Origin of the sequence: Amphritea balenae, assembly GCF_003858655.1 — a bacterium.
In the GTDB taxonomy this organism is placed as follows: Bacteria; Pseudomonadota; Gammaproteobacteria; order Pseudomonadales; family Balneatricaceae; genus Amphritea; species Amphritea balenae.
In genome coordinates, this window is record NZ_RQXV01000003.1 from 138,041 (window position 1) to 161,903 (window position 23,863).

Consider the following 23,863-nt stretch of genomic DNA (forward strand, 5'->3'; position numbering starts at 1 on the left):
GTATTCACTCCCCTGTTTTAATATTTTCAGTTACATCCGCAGCCAGACTACTGCCGGTTGCGGTTAATTCAGACAAGTTGCCTGTCACATCCTGAGGTTGTGGTTCAACCTTTAATTCAGTCTGTAATTCAGCAATCGTCGCTTCAGTAATGACCTGACGATTAATCTGCATGCCATCAACTACTTCGGTCAGACAGGCCTGTCGATTTGGCATGCCATTAATTTCAACCATGCATTCAAAGCAGACTCCCATTGCACAGTAAGCGGAACGTACCTGCTGATTCACCGGTGATACCCGGGTAGCCGTTTCACCCGCCAGCGCCATGGCTGCCCAAACGGTTGTTCCCGGTACCACTGATACAAGAGTATCGTTGATGGTTACCTGAACAGCTGTCATCGGGTCTTGTTGTTTTGTAACAGATCGGAACATATGCTCACCGCCTCTGTTTATATTCTCAAGGTAAAAAAACCCGGCACAGGGGAGTACCCTATGTCGCTAGAAACAACTCTCGCAGAGCTTGTTCGCTTAGTTCTGGCCGACATACACTTCAGATGAAGAGCCTGGACCGGGCTGAAAAATCACGGTTGGGTTGCCAGACCAGGAGGCACTGAACCCAGGAGCAAAGATCTTCTCACCAGAGAAGTGGAGGAACCACAGCCGTGAACCTGTAGTCCCCCCGGACAATCAACTTAGTTAGCGATCTGGTCCAGGATACCCTGACCCCATTCAGCACCAACATCTTCCAGAATCTGAGGCCATACTTCAGCACGGGCTTTCTTCGCCGCTGCTGCCAGCTGGTCATCACTCAGCTTAACGATAGTTGCACCATAGGCTTCCAGTTTCTTCTCGTTAGCTACTTGATCAGATTCAGCTTTAGCCCAGCGACGTACTTCAAAGTCAGCCGCTGCTTTACGCAGTGCTACCTGATCTTCGGAGTCCAGATCAGCCATAGACTCGTTATTGATGATCATGTACCACACTTCAAAGTGAGTATTAACCGGGATGTAGGTCTTAGTTACGTCACGGAAAGACGCGTAGTAACCTTCTGCACCTGAACCGATTACACCATCAACAACGCCGGTCTGTACGGCAGTGAATGCCTCAGAGAACGGGATAGGTGAGCTGATATAACCTAGGGCATCAGCGGTCAGCTGGAAGCTCTTGATACCAGGTACACGTACTTTGATACCCTTATCAACACTCGGATTGCCTGGAGATACTGCATCACGGTTCAGCGCTACACCGCCGAAATAAACCGGGTAGGCTGCCAGCATTTCAATATCCTGCTTGGCATACAGCTCTTTCATCGCCTGGTTGATTGCACCGCCCGGACCATAGATAGACTGTGCTTGCTCCCAGTTTGCCGCGATATACGGGAATGCGGAGATCTGCATTTTACGGGATGCTGCAGTCGCTGCTGGCTGAACCGCCATATCGATTGCGCCAACAGAGATACGCTCCTGAACTGTGGTGTAGTCACCCAGTGCGCTGGCTGCAAAGATCTTCAGAGACAGATCACCGCCAGTCGCTTTTTCGATATCAGCAGATAGTTCCTTCAGCTCCATATCGATAGTTGCGCCCTGTGGACGGATATGGCTGATCTTCAGTTCAGCCGCTTCTGCTACGGAAGTCAGAGCGAGTGTGCTGGCCAGCAGCGCAGATGTCAGAAGTGATTTCTTCATTACAGATTCCTCTCTTTTTAGATTTTTTATCTATAGGTTTTTCTTAATGCGTATAAGTAATCGAACCCGACTTCAGTCTCAGTAACCGAAGTAGTTCGGAAGGTACATCGACAGGTCATCCCAGAACGATGTCAGAAATACTACTGGCAGGTAGCCAGTAATTATCAGCAGCATGGCAGGCTTTATCACCTTAGTGACCTGAACCTTACCGATGCGAGCGCCGAGATACAGGATGGAAGCGTATGGCGGAGTAACTCCACCCATAGCGGTATTTACACCCATGATCGCAGCGAACTGAATTGGACTGATGCCGATCGCTTCCATCAACGGCAGAAGCAGAGGGGCGATCAGAATAATTGCGGTGACATCGTTAACAACCATCCCTACCAGGAACAGCAGCACGTTAATCAGAATTAGCAGTACCACTTTGTCTTCAGTGATCGAGAAGATCGCTTCGACCAACGCCTGAGGCACAGACTCAACCACAAACATCTGCGACAGAATCATACTGAACAGAATCATCAGCATAATGGCGCCAACCGCAGTAGACGCTTCTTTTCCTGCGAACAGGAAGGTCTTCAGGTCCAGACCCTTGTAGATCAGGAAGCCGACAGGCAACGCATAGATTACAGCAACAGCTGCCGCTTCAGTCGGGGTCATGATACCGCCGTAGATACCACCCAGAATGATGACTGGCATCAGTAGTGCAGGGGTCGCTTTGAAGCCACGGTTAGTTGCTTCAGCAACAAACTCTTTACCCTTTGGCCGCTCATCCAGCACCAACGGGAACTTACGTGCTAACCAAACGTTAACCACAGAGAAGTTAAACATGATCAGCAAGCCCGGACCTAAGGTCGCCAGGAAACAAGCCAGAATAGAAGTATCAGTCACCCAACCATAAACAATCATGGTGACACTTGGCGGTATCAGCAAACCTAACAGCGATGCGTTAGCGATCAGTGCGGTAGCGTATTCACGGGGATAGCCTTGCTTTTCCATCTCAGGAATCAGCAGTGGACCGATCGCCGCCACACCGGTCAGACCGGAGCCGGAGATCGCGCCGATTAGCGCGCAGCTAATCGTTGCAACAACACCCAGACCACCACGCAGATGACCAACAAAAATATTAACGAAATTAAGTAAGCTGGCGGCTATACCGCTGACACTCATAATGGTGCCCGCCAATACAAACAGAGGTATGGCCAACAAGACAGGGTTACCTAGCTGTTGGAAACCCCACAGCATGTTACCTTTCATTATTACGTCGCCGAGGAAATACATCACCATCAGGCCGCCGCCAAAACAGTAGGGTAATGGCAGGCCCAGGGTCAGCAAAACGACCAGAACCGCCACTGCAATCAGTGCAATTTCAACCATCTTATTGCTCCTTATTATCAGTAGTCAGGTCGCGGATGTGATTCCACAGGTGCCACGCGGTATAGATCATCATCAGAACCATACCGGTGAACAGGGCAACATCTACGTAGAAAGTGGGGATATACAGGGTTGGACTCTCTTTCCAGACCCGCATGGAATACTTGGTAAAGTCCCAGGCCCAGTACATCAGCCAGCAGCCGATGATCAGACTCAGTACTTCACCAATAATGGCCAGTGAAACAACCTGACGCTTGGTCTTCAGGAAGATCTCCAGCACGTTGGCACGGATATGGGTATTTTCACGAGAGGCGTTTACTGCCCCGAGGATATACAGCCACATCGTCGGATAGAGCAACGTTTCCTCTAATCCCATCACTGGGATTTCGAGAACGTAGCGGGTCACTACCTGGATAAACTGGCCACCCGCTACCAGACATATCAGTCCAGTCAGCAGATAGCTGGCAAACTTGTTCATTCGGGTTTCCTCAGATACTTCTTATTATTCCAGTGACTCTCATCCGGACTGTTCAGTCTCTTGCGAGACCTATCCTTTACACACTGGTAGCGTTCATATTTGCGTTACGAGGGTATAAAATCAATTTCAAAATATTGATACCTCCATAATCTTAAGTTATGGTTATCAATAAAACCTAAGCGTAACAGTGAGTTATAAATCCGACATTCAAGAGGGTTTAAGGTAGAAAAATGAATATCACCGTTCGACAGCTACAATGTTTTCGCGAAGTGATGCGAACCGGCTCAATTTCTGAAGCCGCCCGAACCTTGCAACGTACCCAACCGGCGGTCAGTAATATGATCGCTACATTAGAAGAAGAGCTGGGGGTAGAACTGTTTGAACGGCAGCGGGGCCGATTGATCCGAAAACCTGAAGCCCACTACTTTCTGGAAGAATCTGAGCAGATTCTGGAACGTCTTAACAAAACCGCCCGTACCATGAAAGAGATCGCGGGGCTGGAACTGGGCCGATTAAAGATCGCCTGTATGCCTGCGGCATCTAATTACCTGATGCCACGCCTGATTGCAGAATTTGTCAGGGATAAGCCCCGGGTAAACGTATCGATGATGATGCGAGATTCTTCGGTGATTGAGGAGTGGGTCGCTTCGCAACAATACGATATCGGTCTGGCAGAAACACCACCACCTAACCGGGCGTTGTCAGCACTAACCTTTGATCTGAAATGTGTTTGTGCCCTACCGGTCAATGATCCCTTAGCCAATAAAGCCGTTATTACACCGCAAGATCTGGATAACCTGCCCCTGGCTACTCTGCAGGAAGACCATCCTAACTATCAGTCAGCGCTGAAAGCATTCAAACGTCAGGGGGCCACTTTGAATCAACGCTTTGAACTACTGACCTTTCAACCGGCACTCAAACTGGTAGAAGAAAATCTCTGTTACTGTATCTGCGACCCGATGACCGCCAGTGGTTATCTGCAGCGCTTTGATGATCGGGCACGACTGGTATTCAGGCCTTTTGTGCCGGAAGTTATTCTGTCGGTATCCGTCCTGACGCCGGCACACCGCCCGGCATCAGTTCTGGCCAATAGTTTTACTCAACTGGTAACCCAACAGTTAGAAGAGCTAAATGCCCAGTTTTACTCTGAATAGTTCTACTCTGACTCGCTCTATAGCAATCATTCACTTCAGATAATCATAAATTAACTTCAGATCCAGACTGTTCACTCATCCGATTAAACCAGTTGTAATGCGGTTTAGTAGCCGCATTATCAACATTAACCGGCATACGTTGTTGCGCAATATCATCAAGATTGAAGCTTCTAAGCTCGTAGCTGTAACGTGTCAGACCGGTGTTATTTGGCACACTGGCGTGCAGATGGGCACTTGAAAAACAGAGAAGATCACCAGGCTCAATAACGACTACCTGCTGTTTAATATCTTCTATGGGTTCCAATACTTGTGGTGCATAGGGATAGCCGATTGTCTGCCCCTTCTCTGCGTTCTTTCGCGCACGACAAAAAGCATCAAATGACCAGCTCGCAGTACTATTTACTACCGCTGAGTCCCAGTAAGCGGGATAGAAAACAATACTATTCTGTTCAGTAACCGGATACACAGGACTCCACCAGTTTATCTGCTGTTGGATATTACTCCCCCAGGTATCCCGGTGAGGTCTTATCCCCCCCCTGAACAAAGGATTATCCGGTTGCTTTATCGCTAACGGCGGGACTGAGCGAAGAAACAGTTTATCGGCATAGTTAGCCTGCGCATCGACACCAACCTGATATAGCGCCCGATAAAACAGCTCAGAAAACAGAGAATTCTCGGCAAACGTCTGCTGTATCTGCTGCATTAACTGTAAATATTTGCTGTCATGCTCCCTACCCTGCTCTATGGTTAACAGATAAGAACGCGGGTGCCCTTGTATCTCCTGTATCAGATAATCTACCTGGCGATTTAACTCAGCTAACGCCGGTAGCTGTTTAAACACAATCAGATCTCCGTTAAACAGGATCTGACTACGCTGAACATCGGTAATCGGGGAGCCAAACTCATGAACCTGCATCAGTCAGCCACGCCGGGACTTATTCATTCGCTGTAGAAAAGGCGTTCTCGGCTGAGCAACACTCCCCTGATATGAACAATCTGACAGTTGTAATTGCTGCGCAGCCTGCTCAAGATCCTCTGTCTGCGAGAATGCAACTGAGCTGAAACCGCAGCGTAACAGATAGGCGACCTGATCCGGCAACACTGAACCGAACGCGCGTAATTCACCCTGAAAATTAAACTCTTCCCGGATAAGCGATGCGGTCGAAAAGCCCGATCCATCGACAAAGCTACCGAACTCAATTGCAATCAGGCTGGCCAGTATAAAAACCTCATGCAAAGCCTCCAGATCAGCACTACCACTAATCCAGACACCGGGTACTTCAGAGTATTCGCTAAACTCAGGTGCAGATGTCAGCCAGTAATCAACCGGAAGAATATAGCGATTACCTGGCATAGGTTGAAACGCTGCATTATCAGCGACATATTCGGCCTTAAGAGAACCCTCAGTTTGAACAACATCAGGCCAGCCGACTAAGATCCGGTTATCTTCCTGTATCCGGTTATCTTTAATTATTTGCTGCATAAACAGACTCCTTAAACGGGGGTTTTCCGATACGTTGATATACAGCACTAAAAGATTCAGAAGGACTGGACCTGTTTGCAATATATACCCCGATAATCTGCTCAATAGCAGGAACCACCCGATCCATAGGCAGAGACGGACCTAACACTTTGCCGATGGCATTAACCTTCCCACTCATGCCTCCCAGGGTAATCTGGTAATACTCCTGGCCATTTTTATCAACGCCGAGAATACCGATATTGGCGATATGGTGATGGGCACAGGCATTGATACAACCGGAAATACGCAGACTCAGGTCGCCCAGCTCATACAGCTGATTAAGATCGTTAAACTGCTGTTGAATCGCCGCATTAACCGGTAAAGACCGGGCATTAGCAAGATTACAAAAGTCAGCACCGGGGCAACATACGGTGTCGCTCAGCGTACCTACTGTCGGCGTATCAAGCTTTAGATAACGAAGTTCCAGCCAGAGGCTGTAAAGATCAGTACTTTTAACATCGGTAAGGATAATGTTCTGTTGCTGCGTGGTCCGAATCTCTGCGAAAGAATACTGTTCCGCCAGATCTGCCAGTTGCTCTAACTGCCGGGCAGAAATATCTCCCGGCGCAGCTCCCTGATATTTCAGCGACAGAGTCACTATCCGATAGCCTTCAATTTTATGGGGGCGTACATTACGCTCAAGCCAACGCCCATATTCAGGGTAAAGATCGGCGTGAACAATACTCGCTTGTCCGGTTGCCGGCTCATACTCAGGTGCAGTAAAGAACGACTGGGCATAGCTGATTTCTTCCTGGGTCAGCAGCCCATCAGCACCGTCATTGCGATCAAATTCCTGTTCAACCTGTCGGGCAAATTCTTGCGCCCCTAAACTTGCCACCAGAATCTTGATTCTGGCTTTATATTTATTATCCCGACGACCATAACGGTTATAGACACGCACAATCGCTTTCAAATAACCCAGGAGTTGTGCCTGAGGCAGGAACTCTCTGATCAGACTGCCGAGCATCGGTGTTCGTCCCAGTCCGCCACCTGCCCAGACTTTAAAGCCGATATCACCGGAATCAGCCTTGACTAACTGCAGACCGATATCATGTAGCCGAATAGATGCACGATCTTCTTCAGCACCAATAACGGCGATTTTGAATTTGCGCGGCAAATAAGCAAACTCAGGGTGCAAAGTGGACCATTGGCGGATGATTTCACAATATGGGCGGGGATCTGTAACTTCCCCCTTCACCACACCGGCCAACGGATCCGAGGTGGTATTTCGGATACAGTTACCGCTGGTCTGTATGGCATGCATTTCAACACTGGCCAGACGATCCAGTATTTGTGGCACATCGGCCAGCTCGACCCAGTTGAACTGAATATTGTGCCGGGTCGTAATATGACAATAATCACGATCAAAGTCGCGGCAAATCCGGGCCAGCATTCGCAGCTGAACGGAGGAAAGCATTCCGTAAGGTACAGCGACCCGAAGCATAGGGGCATGCTTTTGAATATACAGGCCATTCTGTAATCTCAGGGGCAAAAAAGCGGCTTCGCTGATCAGGCCGCCTTGATAGCGCTCTATCTGATTTCTGAACTGCGAGACCCGGCTACGGACAACCTGATAGTCGACTTCATCATATTGATACATCTACAAACAATCTCTCTAATACTAATTGAACACAGTCTAGAGGGGGATTATTCATGGTCACAGATACAAAATATTAATTATTTATAAGTACAGATTATTAGAAATAGTTAACTCTTAAGCTAAAGCCCCACTACTTTATTACGCTAAATACTCAGCGCAAACTCGACATCAGGTTTCTCAGGTATGCTGCTACTTCTGCTCCTCCTTTAAGTTGCTGCGCCTTCATTCCCAGGCGGCGAGCAGTCGTCACATTCTCTTCCATATCGTCCAGAAACAGCACCTGTTCGGGCTCTATCTGAAGTTGCTCCAGTACATAGTCAAAGGCCGCCGGATCGGGCTTAGCCAGTCGAATCAGATGAGAGGCGAATATCTGGTCTGTATCAAAATAACGCTCCAGACTGAACTCGTTAAACAGTCGTGGATAGTGAAGTTCATTGGTATTACTCAGAACAGCCAGTTGAAAACATTGCCTTAATTCAATCAATAGCGCAGGTAGTTCGGGATAGATCCGGATTGGCCATTTACGAAATTCAGCAACGATCTGCTCCGGCTTAGCATCCAGCTCAAGGTCACGTTTTAAGCATCTCGCCAGCTCAAGCGCAGAAAGCTCGCCACGCTCAAATGCCAGAGCTACATCAGAATGAAACCACTGTTTCAGATCGAAAGATTTACCGGCTTTCAACCAGTGTGCAGGCAAGGGGCCAGCACCTAGTTCGATAACAACATTACCGAGGTCAAACAGAATAACCTCTGTTTCTCTTATAGCTTTGTTCATCGCTCAATATAAAACCAGAATATGAAATACTGCATCCTACAGGATTATCATGAAAACAATATTTAAGAACATTGTTTTTGAACATTTTCAGTAAACTGCAATTTTTTACAATGCAGCTAAAGCCCGATGCGTCATAATTGCTCCCATTAGATATCTGCCTGGTTTCTGTTTTATCGGCAGTAAGCATCATCAGAGGTAGTAAAGTGCAGAACTCAGTGACTCAACAACCAAAATATAATATCGGTTTTAGCAGCGACAATATTGCCGGGGCTTCGGCTGAAGTCATTAACGCCATCGTAGAATGTAATACCGGCACTGCATCCCCTTATGGAACAGACAACTACACTGCACAGGTAGAAGAAAAGCTTCGTCAAATTTTTGAAACGGATCTGAGCGTTTTTATTGTGCCAACAGGCTCCGCCGCGAATGCATTATGCCTGGCTACACTAACGCCTCCCTGGGGGGCAGTACTCTGCCATCCGGACAGCCATATCAATAATGATGAATGTGGCGCGCCTGAATTTTTTACCAACGGTGCCAAGTTAATCGAAGTGGCAGGGCAGAGCTCTAAGATTGACCCGTTACTGTTACAGCAAGAAGCACTGAATAAAGTTGGCGATGTGCACTCAGTTCAACCTTCTGTAGTAAGCATTACTCAGGCCACAGAAACCGGAAGTATCTACAACCTTGATGAAATAAAAAAGATCGGTGATATCTGTCGCAACAGTGGCCTTAGACTCCATATGGACGGTGCTCGCTTTGCTAATGCGCTGGTTTCACTCGATTGCTCAGCTGCCGAAATGACCTGGAAAGCTGGCGTTGACGCCCTCTCCTTTGGCGCAACTAAGAATGGCGTACTGGCCGCCGAAGTTATCGTGCTGTTTGATAAGAGCCTGGCTCAGGAGATGGCATACCGACGTAAACGCGCTGGTCACCTGTTATCCAAAATGAGACTGTTGTCGTCCCAGATAAATGCCTACCTCAGTGATGACCTATGGCTGAACAATGCTCGCCATGCAAACCAGATGGCACTGCGATTAGAAGAGGGCCTTACAGCGATAGAAGGGGTTGAGTTACAAAGTAAAACCGAAGCGAATATTATCTTCTGCAAACTGCCGCTGGTGGTGATTACAGGTTTACTAGAACAAGGCTTTCATTTTTATCATGATCGCTGGGGACAGAATGTAATCCGTCTGGTAACTAACTTTACCAGTCAGCCAGAAGAGATCGATCTATTCTTGCAGGCCGCTCGCACCCTGATGGCCAGTAAGCACAAAAGCTAAATGACAGGGGTCTATGGCAAGTCCTGTTATAGCCTCTGTTATACTTAGACGACTATGTATACACCTGATTTGATAGCCGGTAGCCACTGATGCAAGATCTGATTGCTTACCACCGGCTAACTGATACCCCTGATCTGGTTCTGAGTGAAGGACTTTATTCTGAATACCGGTTTGAGCCCCACTATCATATCGACTACCACATTGGCCTTGTAGTCGAGGGGGTACAGCGGCAAAAATTTCAGGGTAACACCGTACGGCTGGCGCCCGGGCGTATATCAGTCATGCCCCCCGGCGCAGTGCATGATGGTATTAGTGACGATCAAAATGCTTACCGGATGAATACCTTCCGCATCTCTCCAGAGTTAATCAGTCATTACTTTACCGATATCTACGAACAGGAAACTGATCTGCTGCATAGCGGTACTCTGTTTTCTGGCGCTATGATCGAAAACCGCCTTATCTCAAACCAGCTAAGCCAGATCTTCAAACTGCTGCAATCAGACGGGACACTTTCCTCTGTCGCCAGTGAACAAAACTGGCTGAATGCCTTGGCGCCGCTACTTGCACAGTTGTACCAACAGACACCTAAGCCGGTAAAAGGAGGTCTGAGCGATAAAGACATCTACCGTATCAGAGAGTATTGCCATGCTTATCTGGGGGAAAAGATTAGTCTTGAACAGCTGGCAGGCCTTTGCGGGTTAAGTCGCTACCAGTTTCTGCGTCGCTTTGAAAAAACCTGTGGAATCACACCCCACGCCTGGCTCACCCGCCTGAGGCTGGAATATGCCTGCCGCAAGATCCGTTGTTCCGATAGCACTATTGCCCAGATCGCAACAGATACAGGGTTTTACGATCAAAGCCATTTTAACCGGGCCTTTCGCCAGGCCTATGGTGCGGCCCCTTCACGCTACTGAGTTTCCAGTAACCAGCCTGAGCTTTTATAAGCTGCTTATTCCGATCGTACTTTCAGCACGCTAAGTCTGCGGCTTTGTAACAAAATAAAGCCACCACTCAGAACAATAATAACTCCACCAGACAGCGTCATCATATCCGGGCGTTCAGCAAAGATGACGATACCTATTACCAGGGCAAACAGTAACCGGGTATAACGAAATGGCGCAACAACCGAGACATCACCACTGCGCATCGCAATCGTCAGGCAGTTATAGGCTGCTACACCAAAGATAACTGCAGCAACAATCTGCACACTCGCCTGAGTGTTAATTGAAAGCGGATCATTAGAATAAAGCTGCAGGATCAGGCCACTGACTATCAGAATAAAAAATCCATAAATACCCAGCTGTACATTTGAGAGAACCGGGGAAGCTGCACGGGTAGCCAGATCACGACCGGCAAAGCCCAGGGTACCAATAACCGCAAATAACGATGCCGGATTAAAACTATCCAGTCCGGGACGTATGATCATCAGTACACCGATGAAACCGGTCAGAATGGCTAACCAGCGTACCGCCCCCACCTTCTCTCTGAAAATCAGAGCGGCTCCCAATACAACAACCAGAGGCGTTGCCTGTAAAATAGCTGATGCGCTGGACAGCGGCGTCAGGGTGATGGCCAAAGCAAAAAACAGACGGCCAACAATCTCACAAACGGAGCGGATTAACAAAGGCCTGGATAGTATGGCTGGGTGGAAAACAGGCTCACCTTTCTGCAGTGTCAGCAGAATAAAAATCAGCATCCCACCAGCACCGAACAGCATCAGTATCAGACCAATAGCCATGCTCTGTGCCGCAGCTTTAATAAACATATCTTCGATAGCAAAAGCCGCCATCGCCAGCACCATAAAGATGCTTCCCCGGGTATTATCCAAACGCTCTATCTCCTGTAATTGACTGATTATAGGCTCAGCCCTTCAGGAGTACAGATACAAAGACTGGATTAGTCATAGGCACAGATGCCTTGTATTAGGTTTTTCTATTCAGCCTTTAACCTAAGCTGCAGGCTTAAGATTCTCAATATATTTAATTCGGCTCAGTCCACTCAATAACCAACCCGGCCAGTGTTTTTAAGGCGGCAATACGCGGCTCATTCCAGGGTTGAGCAAAGCTCAGCCGCAGACAGTTCTGATATCTGTCCTGCGAGCTAAACAACTGTCCCGGAGTAATGCTTATGCCAAATTGACGTGCCTGATTATAGAGCGCTAACGTATCTATATGCTCGGGTAGCTCAAGCCATAACACCAACCCGCCCCGGGGCTGACTATAAGTAACGGTGTCAGGAAACAGCTGTCTGATTAACTGCTGAAGTTGAGCACATTGCTGAACCAACTGTTGCCGATAGTGCCGTATATGACGCTCATAACTGCCCTCCTCCATATACATTTGCAAACCTAACTGACTCATATGGCTACCGGCCAGCATAGTCACCAGCTTCAGCTTCTTTACTTCAGCCAGATAGCGTCCCGGAACAATCCAGCCAATACGCAGATCCCGAGACAACGACTTTGAAATCGAGCTACACAACATAACCCCATCGAAGCCCTGATCCTGAGCGTAGGAGTGCAGTGTACGTGGCCGTTGCAATGCAAATGTAAGATCACCGTAGATATCATCTTCAATAACGGGCAAGTCATACTGTGCCACTATATTCACCAACCGCTGACGGTTCTGATCCGTCATACATGCTCCGGTTGGCGTGGCATAGGCAGGCATCACAACTAATGCACTGATCGACCAGTTTTGCAGCGCCATCAACAACGCATCAGGACTCAGCCCCGTATCCACCAGAGATGGAATTTCTACCGCTTTTAGCCCTAAAGATTCCAGTAACTGCAATACGCCATAAAAACCTGGCGACTCTACAGCAACGGTATCACCCGGCCTGGTTACCGCCATCAGCGCCAACAATAAACTGTGCTGACAGCCACCGGTAACAACCAATTGATCTTCTGTTACCCGACTTCCACCATCAGCACAGCGACGTTGTAACTGTTTTCTCAGACCTAGCAAGCCCGATGGCTCATTGTAATAATGCTGATCAGCGCCCTTTTGTCGGCGCGCCGCCCGGCCCAGGCATCGACGTAAGGGTTCATTACAGGAAGGTTCTGTTTGCCCGGGACAGATATCAAAAGCACTACTCTGGTCCATAATATCAAGCAGCAAAGCATCCTGATTAATAAATGCTGGCGGCTGTGCCTGCTCTGCCCGATGCTTAACCACTGCGCTTTGCGGCTGGTAGCAAACAAAGTACCCGGATTTGGGTCGGGCATTAACCAACCCTGCCGCTTCCAGTCGTGCGTAAGCGGTCAACACCGTAGATTTTGACAAGCTCTGCTCTTTACAAAGACTTCTTACGGAAGGCAAGCGACTACCTAAAGGCAACTGCCCGGACTCTATTTGCTTCGTTAACTGCTGCTCAAGCGCCTGATACAAAAAGTTCATGGATAACACCGTAGGTACAGATCCGATAAAAAGCAGAGGCACAGATCACTTAGCCCCTCCTCTGTATCTAATAAATATGTTTTTTTTACATCTGTTCCTATTTTGATCTTTCGCTAGGATATGCACAACCCTTAAAAGTTGTAAGCCTGTTTATTACAAAGCCAGTGCTTACAAGCGTATTTTTACGAGCCTGGTTTTTACAAGCCTATTGAAACGAGCCTGATATGCAGCAGATACCCGCCAAACAGATCCCTGTTCAAATTCATAACCCTGGTCAGAAAAACGGCAAAATATATGTTCGACTAACCAGCGGTCTGTTTCAGAATCTTCGTCGCCTGATCAGCGGCTCAATGATGCTAATGTTTTTTGGCACCGCCTGGATCAATCTGGATGGGCATCAAATCGTACTGTTCGATTTCTTCAGCCGTCGAATTCACCTGTTTGGTTTACAGCTCAGCCCGCAAGACCTGTTTCTGTTAGCCGGTTTTATGATTGTTGGGGCTGTACTGCTCTTTGCCATGGCTATGGCTTATAGCCGTATATGGTGTGGTTTTGCCTGTCCACAAAGTATCTGGAGCTGGATATTCATCCGTATTGAAGACATGACGGAGGGCAGTCGAAATAAACGTATCAAACGTGATATGCAAGGGTTAAATATCGGTAATCTTCTACGCCGGATTATTAAGCACAGCCTATGGCTGGTAGTGGCTACGGCAACAGCGATCACTTTCATTGGTTATTTTGTGCCAATTCGAGAGATTGCTACAGACATCCTTAATGCAGAGATGAGCCTGGAAATGTTTAGCTGGATCCTTATCTTCGCCTTGCTTACCTACGTTAACGCGGGACTTACGCGAGAGAAAGTATGTTTGCATATGTGCCCTTATGCACGGTTCCAGTCGGTTATGTTTGATGAAGATACCCGGGTAGTCAGCTACAACAGTGATCGGGGAGAGCCTAGAGCAAAGCCCGGCGCTAAACCTGGTACTCAATCAAGTACGACAGCCAGTACTTCAACCATAACAAAGTCCTTCACTACAACTGAAACGATAGCTGAGACAAAAAGCGGCGACTGTGTCGATTGCCATCTTTGTGTGCATGTCTGCCCCACGGGGATCGATATTCGCCACGGTTTACAGGCCGACTGTATCGCTTGCGGTGCCTGTATCGATGTCTGTGACCAGGTAATGACTAAACTTAAACGCCCCACCGGACTGATTCGCTTTATTTCAGCAAATCAGGAAGCAGATAATAAAAGCGCTTTAATACGTCCAAGATTAATAGGCTACCTTGCTGCCATTCTGCTTATCAGCGGATACCTGGGTTGGGAGTTTAGCCAAAGAGAAGCACTTATTGTAGATATCAGCAAAGACCGGCAGTTTTTGTATCAACACAATAGTCAGGGGCAGCTGTGCAATGACTATCAAATGATTATCGAAAACCTGGCTATTATCAGCGACACGTTGAACATCTCCGTTGAAGACAAACGCTTCATCTTATTCGGATCGGATAAGATAAAAACAAAACAGGGGCAGCGTGAAGAATATCGCTATCGTATATGTACTGAGCATGCCACAGGCCTACCTCCCAGAACAGACCTGCAGTTTCTGATTAGCAATGCAGAAAAAACATGGCGTGCTCAGAGTACCTTTATAGCGCCGCGCTAACTCTTTACAGCTAGTGATTACAGCCAGCGGCTATAAGGGCCTGTTTTGCCCGACGGGAAAGCTTCTTAATTGCCGCTTCCCGTTTACAGGCTGATGAACGATCGTTACAAGATTCCTGATAGACCAAACTAACCGGTCGTCGTGTACGGGTGTATTTCGCTCCGAGCCGGTCACTTTCATTATGCTCTTTAATACGTCGAACAGGATCGACTGTAATACCTGTATAGAGAGTTTTATCAGCACACTCAAGAATGTAAACATTCCATTCGGAAGCCGTTCCCATCCAGTTAAACCGCGTCTCTCAGATCCAACTCGACACCATCGATCGAACTGAGGAAATTGGCTAAAAGCTGGTTTACTTTAGATGGCTGTTCCATAGGAAGCATATGCCCTGCCTCCTCAATAACTGCGAACTGACTCCCAGGCAACAGATCATGCATTGTATTGCTCTCTACAGCGGGACGAACAAGATCAGAATCGCCGGACAAGATCAACGTAGGACAACGGATCTGATCTGCAAGCGTAACAATAGTGGTTCTATTACAGATTTCCAAGCCCAACGCAACGACACCCTTCACCTGTTCCGGAGTCAAGAACATCAGATCAAAACGAAATGTTTCCACCAAAGCAGGATGACGTTCCTGCGTTTGAGAACAAAAATAAATTTTAACCACGGCATCTATAACAGAACTATGAAGTTCCTCAATATTACCTGCTGAAGACATCAAATTTTTATAAAACTGAGCCGTCTCAGGTCTTTCTTGCTCCAGAGTTCCAGCCATCATCGTCAAGCTGGCAACTTCATCCGGATATTTAATAGCCAGTCGACTCCCCCAGATAGCGCCCAGGGCAAGACCTACAATACTATACCGCTCAATTTCTAAATGCTGCATCAGTGCACGGTTATCTTCTACCAGTTGATCCAGGCCACTCTCATATTCAGTGATAACTTCTGATTGTCCGTGAGACCACGCATCAGGAGCAATACAGCGAAAATACTTGGACAGAAAATCAAACTGATTCTGCCACACACGGCTATCCCACAAATAACAGTGCCCAAACAGGAGTGGAAAACCCTCACCCTGATCCAGATAGTGCATCTCTCTGCCATTGATCATACAGCTTGGCATAATCGCTCCTTTCACAACAAAAGTAAGGAATAACCTGACGCTTATTCGAGACAGCAATAAGCTGAGATTAATATAAAGAATATTTTTAGATAAAAAAAGAGCTACCAGTGGCCAATAAAAAGAATGGGAGCTTTAAGCTCCCATTTTGGTTAATACTTATAAATCAAAGAGATCAGCGCTCTCTCAAGGCCTGCTGCCTGAGTTTGGTAATTGGCTTCACAATGTAATCCAACAGCGTGCGCTGACCTGTTGTCACATGCACTTCAGCGACCATACCCGGGATGATAGGCAAAGGATTATCCAGTTCGCCCATAAACGAACGGTCTCCCTTAACGACAACCTGATAGTAGACCTCACCCTGATCATCGGTCAGGGTATCAGCACCGATCTGCAGCACCCGCCCTTCAAGCGCCCCAAAAATCGAAGAGTCATATGCAGTAAAACGAATAGTCGCTGGCTGCTCAGGGGATATAAAACCGATATCCGCCGGGTTTACCCGCATCTCAATTTGCAAGTTATCCTCATCGGGCACTATCTCAATCAGATCATCACCGGGACGACTAACGCCACCAATAGTATTGATCAACACCCGATTTACCACACCGGATACCGGTGCTTTAACCTGACGCCGGGCGACCCGGTCACGCTCACCTTTCAGAGACTCCGCCATGCCCGAAATACGGACTTTGATATCGTTGTAACCTGAGCGAGCTTCGGATCTGAACGTCGCTTCCTGTTGCTCCACTCTGGATTCAGCCTCAGAAATTTCAGAGTCAGTTCGGTTATAGGCAACTTTAAGCGCCTCAATTTCGCCCACCAAAGAAGCTTCTTCCCGGCGCAACCTGATAAACTCAACTTTTGAGGTTGCCCCCCGCTCAACTAAAGGCCGGTTAAGTCGAATCTCCTCTTTGATCAGTGCCAGGTTTCGGCGACCGGAATTAATCTGTTGTTGAATTTCATCCCTTGCCAGCTGACGCTGATCAACTTGCCGCCTGAGTACATCCAACGTTTTTCTTAACTCATTTTTACGTTCATGAAAAAGCGCATTTTCCTGGGCTATCAGGTCCGTGCGGTGCTGTAGATTTGGAGGATAAACAGGTTCTGTTCCTTCTGCTTCAGCATTAAACCGAGCCGCTGCAGCCAGCGCCCCTTCATAGTTAGTCTTGAGCTCTTCCAAATCTGCTGTAAAACCGGTGTTATCAATCTCCAGTAACAGCTGATCTTTCTGTACATATTCCCCTTGCTTAACATGTATCTGAGAAATAATACCGCCTTCAAGATTCTGTACGACCTGAAGCTGAGCTGAAGGTACCACTCTGCCGGAACCAAATACCGTAATATCCAGCGCGGCAACACTGGCCCAGAATAGAAAGAATAAGATAAAAGAGGTGATCATAAGCAACAGGCCGATCACCGCTTTACGGGGCCCCTGATCAACATCAAGCCGCAGGGGCAGATGACTATGCTGTAAAATATTCATGAGTTTGCCCCGGTATTATCCTGGTAACTCAATGCATTCAATACCTGATCTTTTGGCCCGTCTGCAACTATACGGCCGCCATCCAACACAATCAGACGATCAACCAGTGCCAGTAGTTTTGGCCGATGAGTAACCAATACAAGCGTCTTATTTTTAACGGCGCCAGCCATGCCCTGCAATACCCGTTGTTCTGAACTGTTGTCCAGCAGACTAGTAGGTTCGTCCAGCAACATTATCGAAGGGGAGTTATAAAATGCTCTGGCCAGACAAACTAACTGTCGTTGTCCTCCTGACAAACTATTACCCCGTTCACCTATAGGCAGGTCAAGTCCCTGTGCAGTCTGACCTATCACTTCATCCAACCCTATTACCCGCATCGCCCTGATCACAGTCTCATCATCACCGGTCAGGTCTCGCAAAGCGATATTGGTTCTCAGACTGGCACTGAACAGATGATTTTCCTGCTGCATAAAGCCAATATTACGACGTAGCTGTACTTTATCCAGCGATTCAAGATTCAGGTCATCGACCAGAACCCGACCTGTCTCAAGCTGCTGCAGCCCCATCAGGACATTAAGAAGGGTACTTTTACCACTACCTACTTTGCCAAGAATGCCTATCCGCTCACCGGCTCTAATTTCCAGATTGAGTTCTTTCAATACCTCAGGAGCATCTGGCTGATAACGTACTGAAACATCCTGCAGGCTTAGTTTACCTTTATACCGAGATTTACTGATGGTCTCATTCACAGGCTTAGACTCTGATTCACCCTGCATCACGCCATTCACTACGGCATAACTCAGGCAGGCCTGGTGATAGCTGATTAACAGATTAGCGATCTGGCCTGAAGAGCCCATCGCCCTGCTCCCCAGCATCATTGATGCAATAAGAACCCCGGACGTGACTTCGCCTTCAGCGACTAAAATAGCCCCGTGTACAATAATCGCGATACTGACAAGTAGTTGAATTAATGTCGCACTATGCTGAGACAGCCCACTCCAGCGGCGGTATTTATCCTGATTAAGGCTGTTAATACCCACCAACTGACGCCAGCGCTGGGTACTCCAGTCTTCAGCACCAAGCGCTTTTAACGAATCAAGCCCATTAAGTGATTCATAGAGCAGAACGTTCTTTTCTGTACTGTCTTTCTGACTTTCCTGAACCAGTTTTCGTAAAGGTATTTGCAACGCGATACCAATACCAACAATGATCACCAGACCGATCATCGGCCAGATCCACATCGGGCCAGCAACAACACCGATGATAGCGATAAACAAAAACGCAAATGGCAGATCCCCCAGTAACGTCATGGTTGTGCCAGACATAAAGCTACGCAGGGTTTCATAATCTTTAATTGTCGCCGCCAACTGACCCGCTGGCTGATTACGGGCTGAATTTTTCAACTTAATTAACTTAGCATAAACCGCTACGCCTAAACGATTATCAAACCGACGACCCGCCGCCTCTATCAGGTAAGTCCTAATATTCTTAGTCACGAAATCAAACAAAAGTATTGCAGATGCACCGAAAGCCAGCGCAGTAAGACTGGTCAGGGCATTATTTGGAATAACCCGATCATAAACAGCCATCGTAAAAAAAGGCACTACTAAGGCAAAAATATTAATCAACATAGTAGCCAGTAACGCATAGCCATAAATCCAGCTCTGGCTACCCAGAAGCTGGCGGAACCAGGGCGTACTATCTGCCAGAGGTAAAGCCGTTTGCTGCCAGTTTACGGGTTGATAAACAACCCAGGCTTGCCCTGAATAACGTTGTTTCAGTTGCGATAAAGAAAGCACTTCCTGCCCTTCAGGGCCATAGGCAATAACACGTTTATTCCCCAGCCAGATAGCCCATTGGTTATCATTTAACTGAAGCAACACCGGGCTTAGATCATCGGGTATATCATCGATTGAGAGAGTAAAAAAATCAGACTCAAGGTTTGACCGGGATAATAGCTCAGGCAGAAACTGATCTGTCAGCTGCTCACCGGTCGGAGCTATCCCTCTTATCAGATCTTCGCTGTTAAGGTTAATACCCAGGGATTTAGCGGCAGCCACTATGACATCCACCAGCCCTGAGGACACATTTAAGGTATTCGCTTCACCGTTACTCAATTTGGTTACTCTTTTCCAGCCCGAATAAAACTATCATAGCAAAGAAAAAGCACTGATTATCCAAATAGTTAGCCATTTCGGGTAATGCTTCTATTCAGTTTCTATACAGTCACCACCCGTATAACTAATAGCCAAAGAATAGCCATTGCTAGTAAACTATAGGCAGACAAATTAAACAGTGTTATTTAAAAAAAATCTTTAACTACAAACACTAAGACTAATATAGCGAACAAATCAAACTATTTATTGTTCACGCATTTATTTAGCTGATTAACGCGGAAGCCAGCACCGATTTATTTACCATCAGCTCAATCTAGCTAAGAGAGGAAACCGTACATGAGTGGTTCAATTGTTCTTACCCAAAACAATGGCGAACTGATTACTGCGGATCTTAACGCTAGCCAGCAAGTTGACCTTACCGTCATCAACAGCGTATCCCTGCCATTCAACCGTACCGACATCCAGTCGCTGGAATTTGATGGTGATGCACTGACGCTTACACTGAGCTCCGGCGAAAACATAGAGTTCACAGCTTTTACCGACGCTGAAGGAACACTGGTACCTGTTTACCAGGAAAACGGCTCGCTCTTATTTGATAGCATCGCTGAACTGCTTTCTGAACTAAACGCCACTGCGGCAGGCCCCGAACAAACAACCACTAAAATTTCTAACGGTAGTGGCTTCACTCCAGCTGATGAGCAATCTGAACCGACAACCGAAAATAGTAATAGCTACCGTAATCTGCGAGAGGCCCTCGATGGGCCTTCATTCATCAATCAGGCGTTCACAGAAGCAACCGAAGTTCTTGCTGCAAACCAGGCCCCTATCGCGGAAAATGAAAGTTTCAGTTATAACGAAGCAGAACAAGAGAACGGACTGCTAACCGGTAACCTTTTGGTAAATGACAGTGATATTGATAGTCCATCGATTGCGATAAGCAGCGTTGAAGGACTGCCTTTAAACGATAGTTCTGTCACGGTTACTCTGGCCACCGGCGTTCAGGTTACAGTATTCCAGAATGGTCTGTTTGTTGTACTCAATCACAAAGCAGTATATGGCGACCTGAGCGAAGCAGAAACCGTATTCGACCAACTCAATTATGAAGTAAGTGACGGCATCTCCAGTAGCAGTGCGGTGATGGATTTTAGTGTTACCGGCACCAATGATGCCCCAGCTATTGGCCCTATCGAACATCCTGATGTCAACGAAGATGACGCCGCTTTCACAATTAACCTTTTGGATGGCGCCACAGATGCCGAAGGCGATGCACTATCGATTGAGCATGTAACAATTACTGCAGTTGATAACCGCCCGGTTATCTTTACTGAACAGGATGGTGTGATCAATATTGATCCCTCGCAGTTTAATAACCTGCCTGAAAAGGCTGAACTGCAATTGACCATTAACTATCAGGTCAGTGATCAGCAAGACAGTACTGCAAATACAGCAACGGTTATTATTACCGGTACCAATGATGCCCCAGCTATCGGCCCTATCGAACATCCTGATGTCAACGAAGATGATGCCGCTTTCACAATTAACCTTTTAGATGGCGCCACCGATGTCGAAGGCGATGCACTATCGATTGAGCAAGTATCAGTTACTGCTGCTGATAACCGCCCGGTTATCTTTACTGAACAGGATGGTGTGCTCAGTATTGATCCCTCACAGTTTAATAACCTGCCTGAAAAGGCTGAACTGCAATTGACCATTAACTATCAGGTCAGTGATCAGCAAGACAGTACTGTAAATACAGCAACGGTTATTATTACCGGCACCAATGATGCCCCGGCTATCGGCCCTATCGAACATCCTGATGTCAACGAAGATGATGCCGCTTTCACAATCAACCTTTTAGATGGCGCCACAGATGCCGAAGGCGATGCACTATCGATTGAGCATGTAACAATTACTGCAGTTGATAACCGCCCGGTTATCTTTACTGAACAGGATGGTGTGATCAATATTGATCCCTCGCAGTTTAATAACCTGCCTGAAAAGGCTGAACTGCAATTGACCATTAACTATCAGGTCAGTGATCAGCAAGACAGTACTGCAAATACAGCAACGGTTACTGTTATCGGTAGCTACGATGCTCTTATGGTTGGTGACCGCCAGTTCTCAAATACAGAGAAGAACAGCAGCGCAAATCTGATCCTCAACTCAAAAAAATTATGGCAACAAGGTATTCTCGACTCTGATAACCCTGATACCAATTATAAGACCGTCAACATAAATGATGACCAAGTCCATAGCCCCGAGATCACCGCAATCAGACTACCTGAAGGTGTCACATATCAGACGTTGGGATTTGCCAGCGAGCAGGAGATGCTAAACGAGATAGTGAGCGGACTCCAGGTAGTCAACAGGAGCAAAGGCAGTGACTATCTTAAAATCAATTATCAGAATAACTTTGATTTCCTGGCTAAAGGTGAGCAAGCAGAGATTGATATACAGTATCAACTGGAAACGCTGAGTAGTGAATCCAGTGGCCCTTTAACAGCTACCCTAGTCATTGGCGGTTTAAATGCCGGACATAAGTTTATTCGTCAACAAGGTGATCAGCTGAGTAAAAACTTAACCGAATCTGATCAGGCTCTGCACTTTGAGGGCACGATGAGCATCGCTGATGCAGACCTGAACGATACTCACAGTCTATCAGTAGTAAAAGTCATCGCCCATACAACGCAGATCTCAAATCCAGATCTGCTAAATATGCTATCGCTTTCTACTGACAAACTAGCCGAGATAAAGATCGACGCCGGACAGGCGAAAGATCAGTTCATTTGGAACTTTGATGCAGCGCCCCAGAGCTTTGATTTTCTTTCCGCTGGGCAAAAACTGGTAATAGCTTACAGCCTGAAACTCAGTCAAACAGATGGCCTTGGGAAAGATCGGTTTCAAACTATCAGAGTACAAATTAGAGGCACTAACGATAAGCCAGAAATTTCGTTGGATGAGTCATCTGAAACAGAGTTTAGTTTTAATGAAGATGATACTGGCACCCTTGCTGGGGGTAACTTCAGCGTACAGGATATAGATGTCAACGATACGGTTACTGTTAAAGTTAGCTCTGTTAAAGCCAACGGCCCGACGGGCGGTATGAAAACTTCTGCACTATTAAAAATGCTATCAATTATTGATGGCAATAATATTGTAAAAGGTGAAACTGAAGCCGATTACGAATGGCAGTTTTCAGCTAAAGATAGTCAGTTTGATTTCCTGCCCGCAGGTAAGGAGCTGGTTTTAACTTATACCATTCAAGCCAGGGACAGCGCTAAGCAGTCAGATACCCAACAGATAAAAATCACTATCTCAGGCACCAATGATGCGCCGGTTATCGCTGAAAACTTCGTTTTATCAGCAACGATTAATGATACTGCAACCAGTAAAGTGATCAGCCCGATTACGAATAAACTATGGAGAAAAGGAAAGATAGGCGACGTAGATTCTAACCATAGCGTTAAACAACTTGATGTTGCTAAGGACTCTGTCCAAATTGCAGGCCTGGAAATCGTCGATGACTCCGGCAATCCGGTTTACAGCGAAGCTGATGATAACCATGTTCTGAACACACTTGGCTTAGACCGGGCGAGTCTGACTACTCAACTGCAAAATGATCTGATCATCGTAAATAAAGGAAATTCAATAAAGCTAGATCTTTCAGATGCAGGACTCGCCACGCTGCCCAGAGGCGTTAACCTGAAAATTAGTCTTCAATATAAGATTACAGACGGTATAGAAAACAGCAACGCTGCTGAAGCTGAAGTGACTGTTAAAGGTACCAGTCAGCTATTACGTATCGATGCTGATCAGATTATTGAGACTGATGGGATAACATCACTGTCTTTAGATAATGCGATTGTTGATATCGATGCACTTATAAACAATAAGTTTATAAAACAATCCATTAACCATATTGATCTGACTGGTGATGGTGAGAACACCCTTAGTGGGCTTGAAGCGGCAGATGTTCTGTCCCTGACCAATGACCAGCCACTACTGATCGAGGGCGACACAGAAGATCATGTATTACTGAAAAATCCTGACGCATGGAGCAATACTGGCGTTCAGAATATTGACGGTATTAGCTACAACGTTTTCACGCTCGAAGGAGCGATCGTTAAAATTGATACTGATATCGATACAAACGCCGATATTGTTTAAAGAGCTTCCAGCTCGTACTCTTCTACTATAAATAA

The 23,863-nt window shown here is 46.9% G+C and carries 19 protein-coding genes; 5 read left to right on the plus strand and 14 right to left on the minus strand.

Annotated features, from left to right (window positions below; translation table 11 throughout):
• Positions 1–4: 4 nt before the first annotated feature.
• The 4 genes from EHS89_RS07240 to EHS89_RS07255 form a co-directional block, all read right to left on the minus strand.
• Positions 5–430: a (2Fe-2S)-binding protein gene (locus EHS89_RS07240; RefSeq protein ID WP_229753712.1), complete on the minus strand. Its 426-nt coding sequence runs from the start codon at positions 428–430 to the stop codon at positions 5–7.
• A gap of 260 nt (positions 431–690) precedes the next feature.
• A complete protein-coding gene (gene dctP, locus EHS89_RS07245; protein ID WP_124925470.1) occupies positions 691–1,683 on the minus strand; it encodes a TRAP transporter substrate-binding protein DctP in 993 nt (330 codons plus the stop codon).
• 78 nt (positions 1,684–1,761) lie between these two features.
• The gene (locus EHS89_RS07250) at positions 1,762–3,060 is read right to left on the minus strand and encodes a TRAP transporter large permease (RefSeq protein ID WP_124925471.1); all 1,299 of its coding nucleotides are present in this window, start codon (positions 3,058–3,060) and stop codon (positions 1,762–1,764) included.
• A gap of 1 nt (position 3,061) precedes the next feature.
• On the minus strand, positions 3,062–3,535 hold the full coding sequence (locus EHS89_RS07255) for a TRAP transporter small permease (RefSeq protein ID WP_124925472.1): 474 nt from the start codon (positions 3,533–3,535) through the stop codon (positions 3,062–3,064).
• A gap of 230 nt (positions 3,536–3,765) precedes the next feature.
• On the opposite strand from EHS89_RS07255, the gene EHS89_RS07260 reads away from it, so the two are divergent.
• On the plus strand, positions 3,766–4,689 hold the full coding sequence (locus tag EHS89_RS07260; protein WP_124925473.1) for a LysR substrate-binding domain-containing protein: 924 nt from the start codon (positions 3,766–3,768) through the stop codon (positions 4,687–4,689).
• A 43-nt stretch (positions 4,690–4,732) separates the two neighbouring features.
• On the opposite strand, the gene EHS89_RS07265 is transcribed toward EHS89_RS07260, so the two are convergent.
• From EHS89_RS07265 to EHS89_RS07280, 4 genes are all read right to left on the minus strand, one after another.
• Entirely contained in the window at positions 4,733–5,605 is an 873-nt protein-coding gene (locus tag EHS89_RS07265; protein WP_124925474.1) for a phytanoyl-CoA dioxygenase family protein, read from the minus strand.
• 3 nt (positions 5,606–5,608) lie between these two features.
• Complete coding sequence (locus tag EHS89_RS07270) at positions 5,609–6,172, minus strand: DUF934 domain-containing protein (protein WP_124925475.1); 564 nt, start codon at positions 6,170–6,172, stop codon at positions 5,609–5,611.
• Complete coding sequence (locus EHS89_RS07275; protein ID WP_124925476.1) at positions 6,156–7,811, minus strand: nitrite/sulfite reductase; 1,656 nt, start codon at positions 7,809–7,811, stop codon at positions 6,156–6,158. Before EHS89_RS07275 ends, EHS89_RS07270 begins: the two co-directional genes overlap by 17 nt.
• A 151-nt stretch (positions 7,812–7,962) precedes the next feature.
• Positions 7,963–8,586 carry an HAD family hydrolase gene (locus tag EHS89_RS07280; RefSeq protein WP_124925477.1) on the minus strand — a complete coding sequence of 208 codons (624 nt, stop codon included), beginning with the start codon at positions 8,584–8,586 and terminating at the stop codon, positions 7,963–7,965.
• 203 nt (positions 8,587–8,789) lie between these two features.
• Between EHS89_RS07280 and EHS89_RS07285 the strand changes: the two genes are divergently transcribed.
• Together EHS89_RS07285 and EHS89_RS07290 are read left to right on the plus strand one after the other, a co-directional pair.
• Entirely contained in the window at positions 8,790–9,869 is a 1,080-nt protein-coding gene (locus tag EHS89_RS07285) for a threonine aldolase family protein (RefSeq protein ID WP_124925478.1), read from the plus strand.
• Between the two features lie 89 nt (positions 9,870–9,958).
• Entirely contained in the window at positions 9,959–10,783 is an 825-nt protein-coding gene (locus EHS89_RS07290) for an AraC family transcriptional regulator (protein WP_124925479.1), read from the plus strand.
• A gap of 35 nt (positions 10,784–10,818) precedes the next feature.
• Here EHS89_RS07290 and EHS89_RS07295 read toward each other — a convergent pair whose 3' ends face one another.
• Both EHS89_RS07295 and EHS89_RS07300 read right to left on the minus strand, forming a co-directional pair.
• The gene (locus tag EHS89_RS07295; protein ID WP_124925480.1) at positions 10,819–11,697 is read right to left on the minus strand and encodes a DMT family transporter; all 879 of its coding nucleotides are present in this window, start codon (positions 11,695–11,697) and stop codon (positions 10,819–10,821) included.
• Positions 11,698–11,848: 151 nt separating this feature from the next.
• Positions 11,849–13,267: an aminotransferase-like domain-containing protein gene (locus EHS89_RS07300; RefSeq protein ID WP_124925481.1), complete on the minus strand. Its 1,419-nt coding sequence runs from the start codon at positions 13,265–13,267 to the stop codon at positions 11,849–11,851.
• A 224-nt stretch (positions 13,268–13,491) separates the two neighbouring features.
• On the opposite strand from EHS89_RS07300, the gene ccoG reads away from it, so the two are divergent.
• Positions 13,492–14,934: a cytochrome c oxidase accessory protein CcoG gene (ccoG, locus tag EHS89_RS07305; protein WP_124925482.1), complete on the plus strand. Its 1,443-nt coding sequence runs from the start codon at positions 13,492–13,494 to the stop codon at positions 14,932–14,934.
• A gap of 10 nt (positions 14,935–14,944) precedes the next feature.
• On the opposite strand, the gene EHS89_RS07310 is transcribed toward ccoG, so the two are convergent.
• The 4 genes from EHS89_RS07310 to EHS89_RS07325 form a co-directional block, all read right to left on the minus strand.
• Complete coding sequence (locus EHS89_RS07310) at positions 14,945–15,217, minus strand: GIY-YIG nuclease family protein (protein WP_124925483.1); 273 nt, start codon at positions 15,215–15,217, stop codon at positions 14,945–14,947.
• 4 nt (positions 15,218–15,221) lie between these two features.
• Positions 15,222–16,064 (minus strand): alpha/beta fold hydrolase, encoded by an 843-nt coding sequence (locus tag EHS89_RS07315; RefSeq protein ID WP_124925484.1) that lies wholly within the window; start codon positions 16,062–16,064, stop codon positions 15,222–15,224.
• Positions 16,065–16,236: 172 nt separating this feature from the next.
• Complete coding sequence (locus EHS89_RS07320; RefSeq protein ID WP_124925485.1) at positions 16,237–17,544, minus strand: HlyD family type I secretion periplasmic adaptor subunit; 1,308 nt, start codon at positions 17,542–17,544, stop codon at positions 16,237–16,239.
• Complete coding sequence (locus EHS89_RS07325; protein WP_124925486.1) at positions 17,541–19,661, minus strand: type I secretion system permease/ATPase; 2,121 nt, start codon at positions 19,659–19,661, stop codon at positions 17,541–17,543. The genes EHS89_RS07320 and EHS89_RS07325 overlap by 4 nt, the downstream gene beginning before the upstream one ends.
• A gap of 336 nt (positions 19,662–19,997) precedes the next feature.
• Here EHS89_RS07325 and EHS89_RS07330 point away from each other — a divergent pair, with 336 nt between their 5' ends.
• Positions 19,998–23,828, plus strand: coding sequence for a tandem-95 repeat protein (locus EHS89_RS07330; protein WP_124925487.1), 3,831 nt, complete (start codon positions 19,998–20,000; stop codon positions 23,826–23,828).
• Positions 23,829–23,863 lie beyond the last annotated feature (35 nt).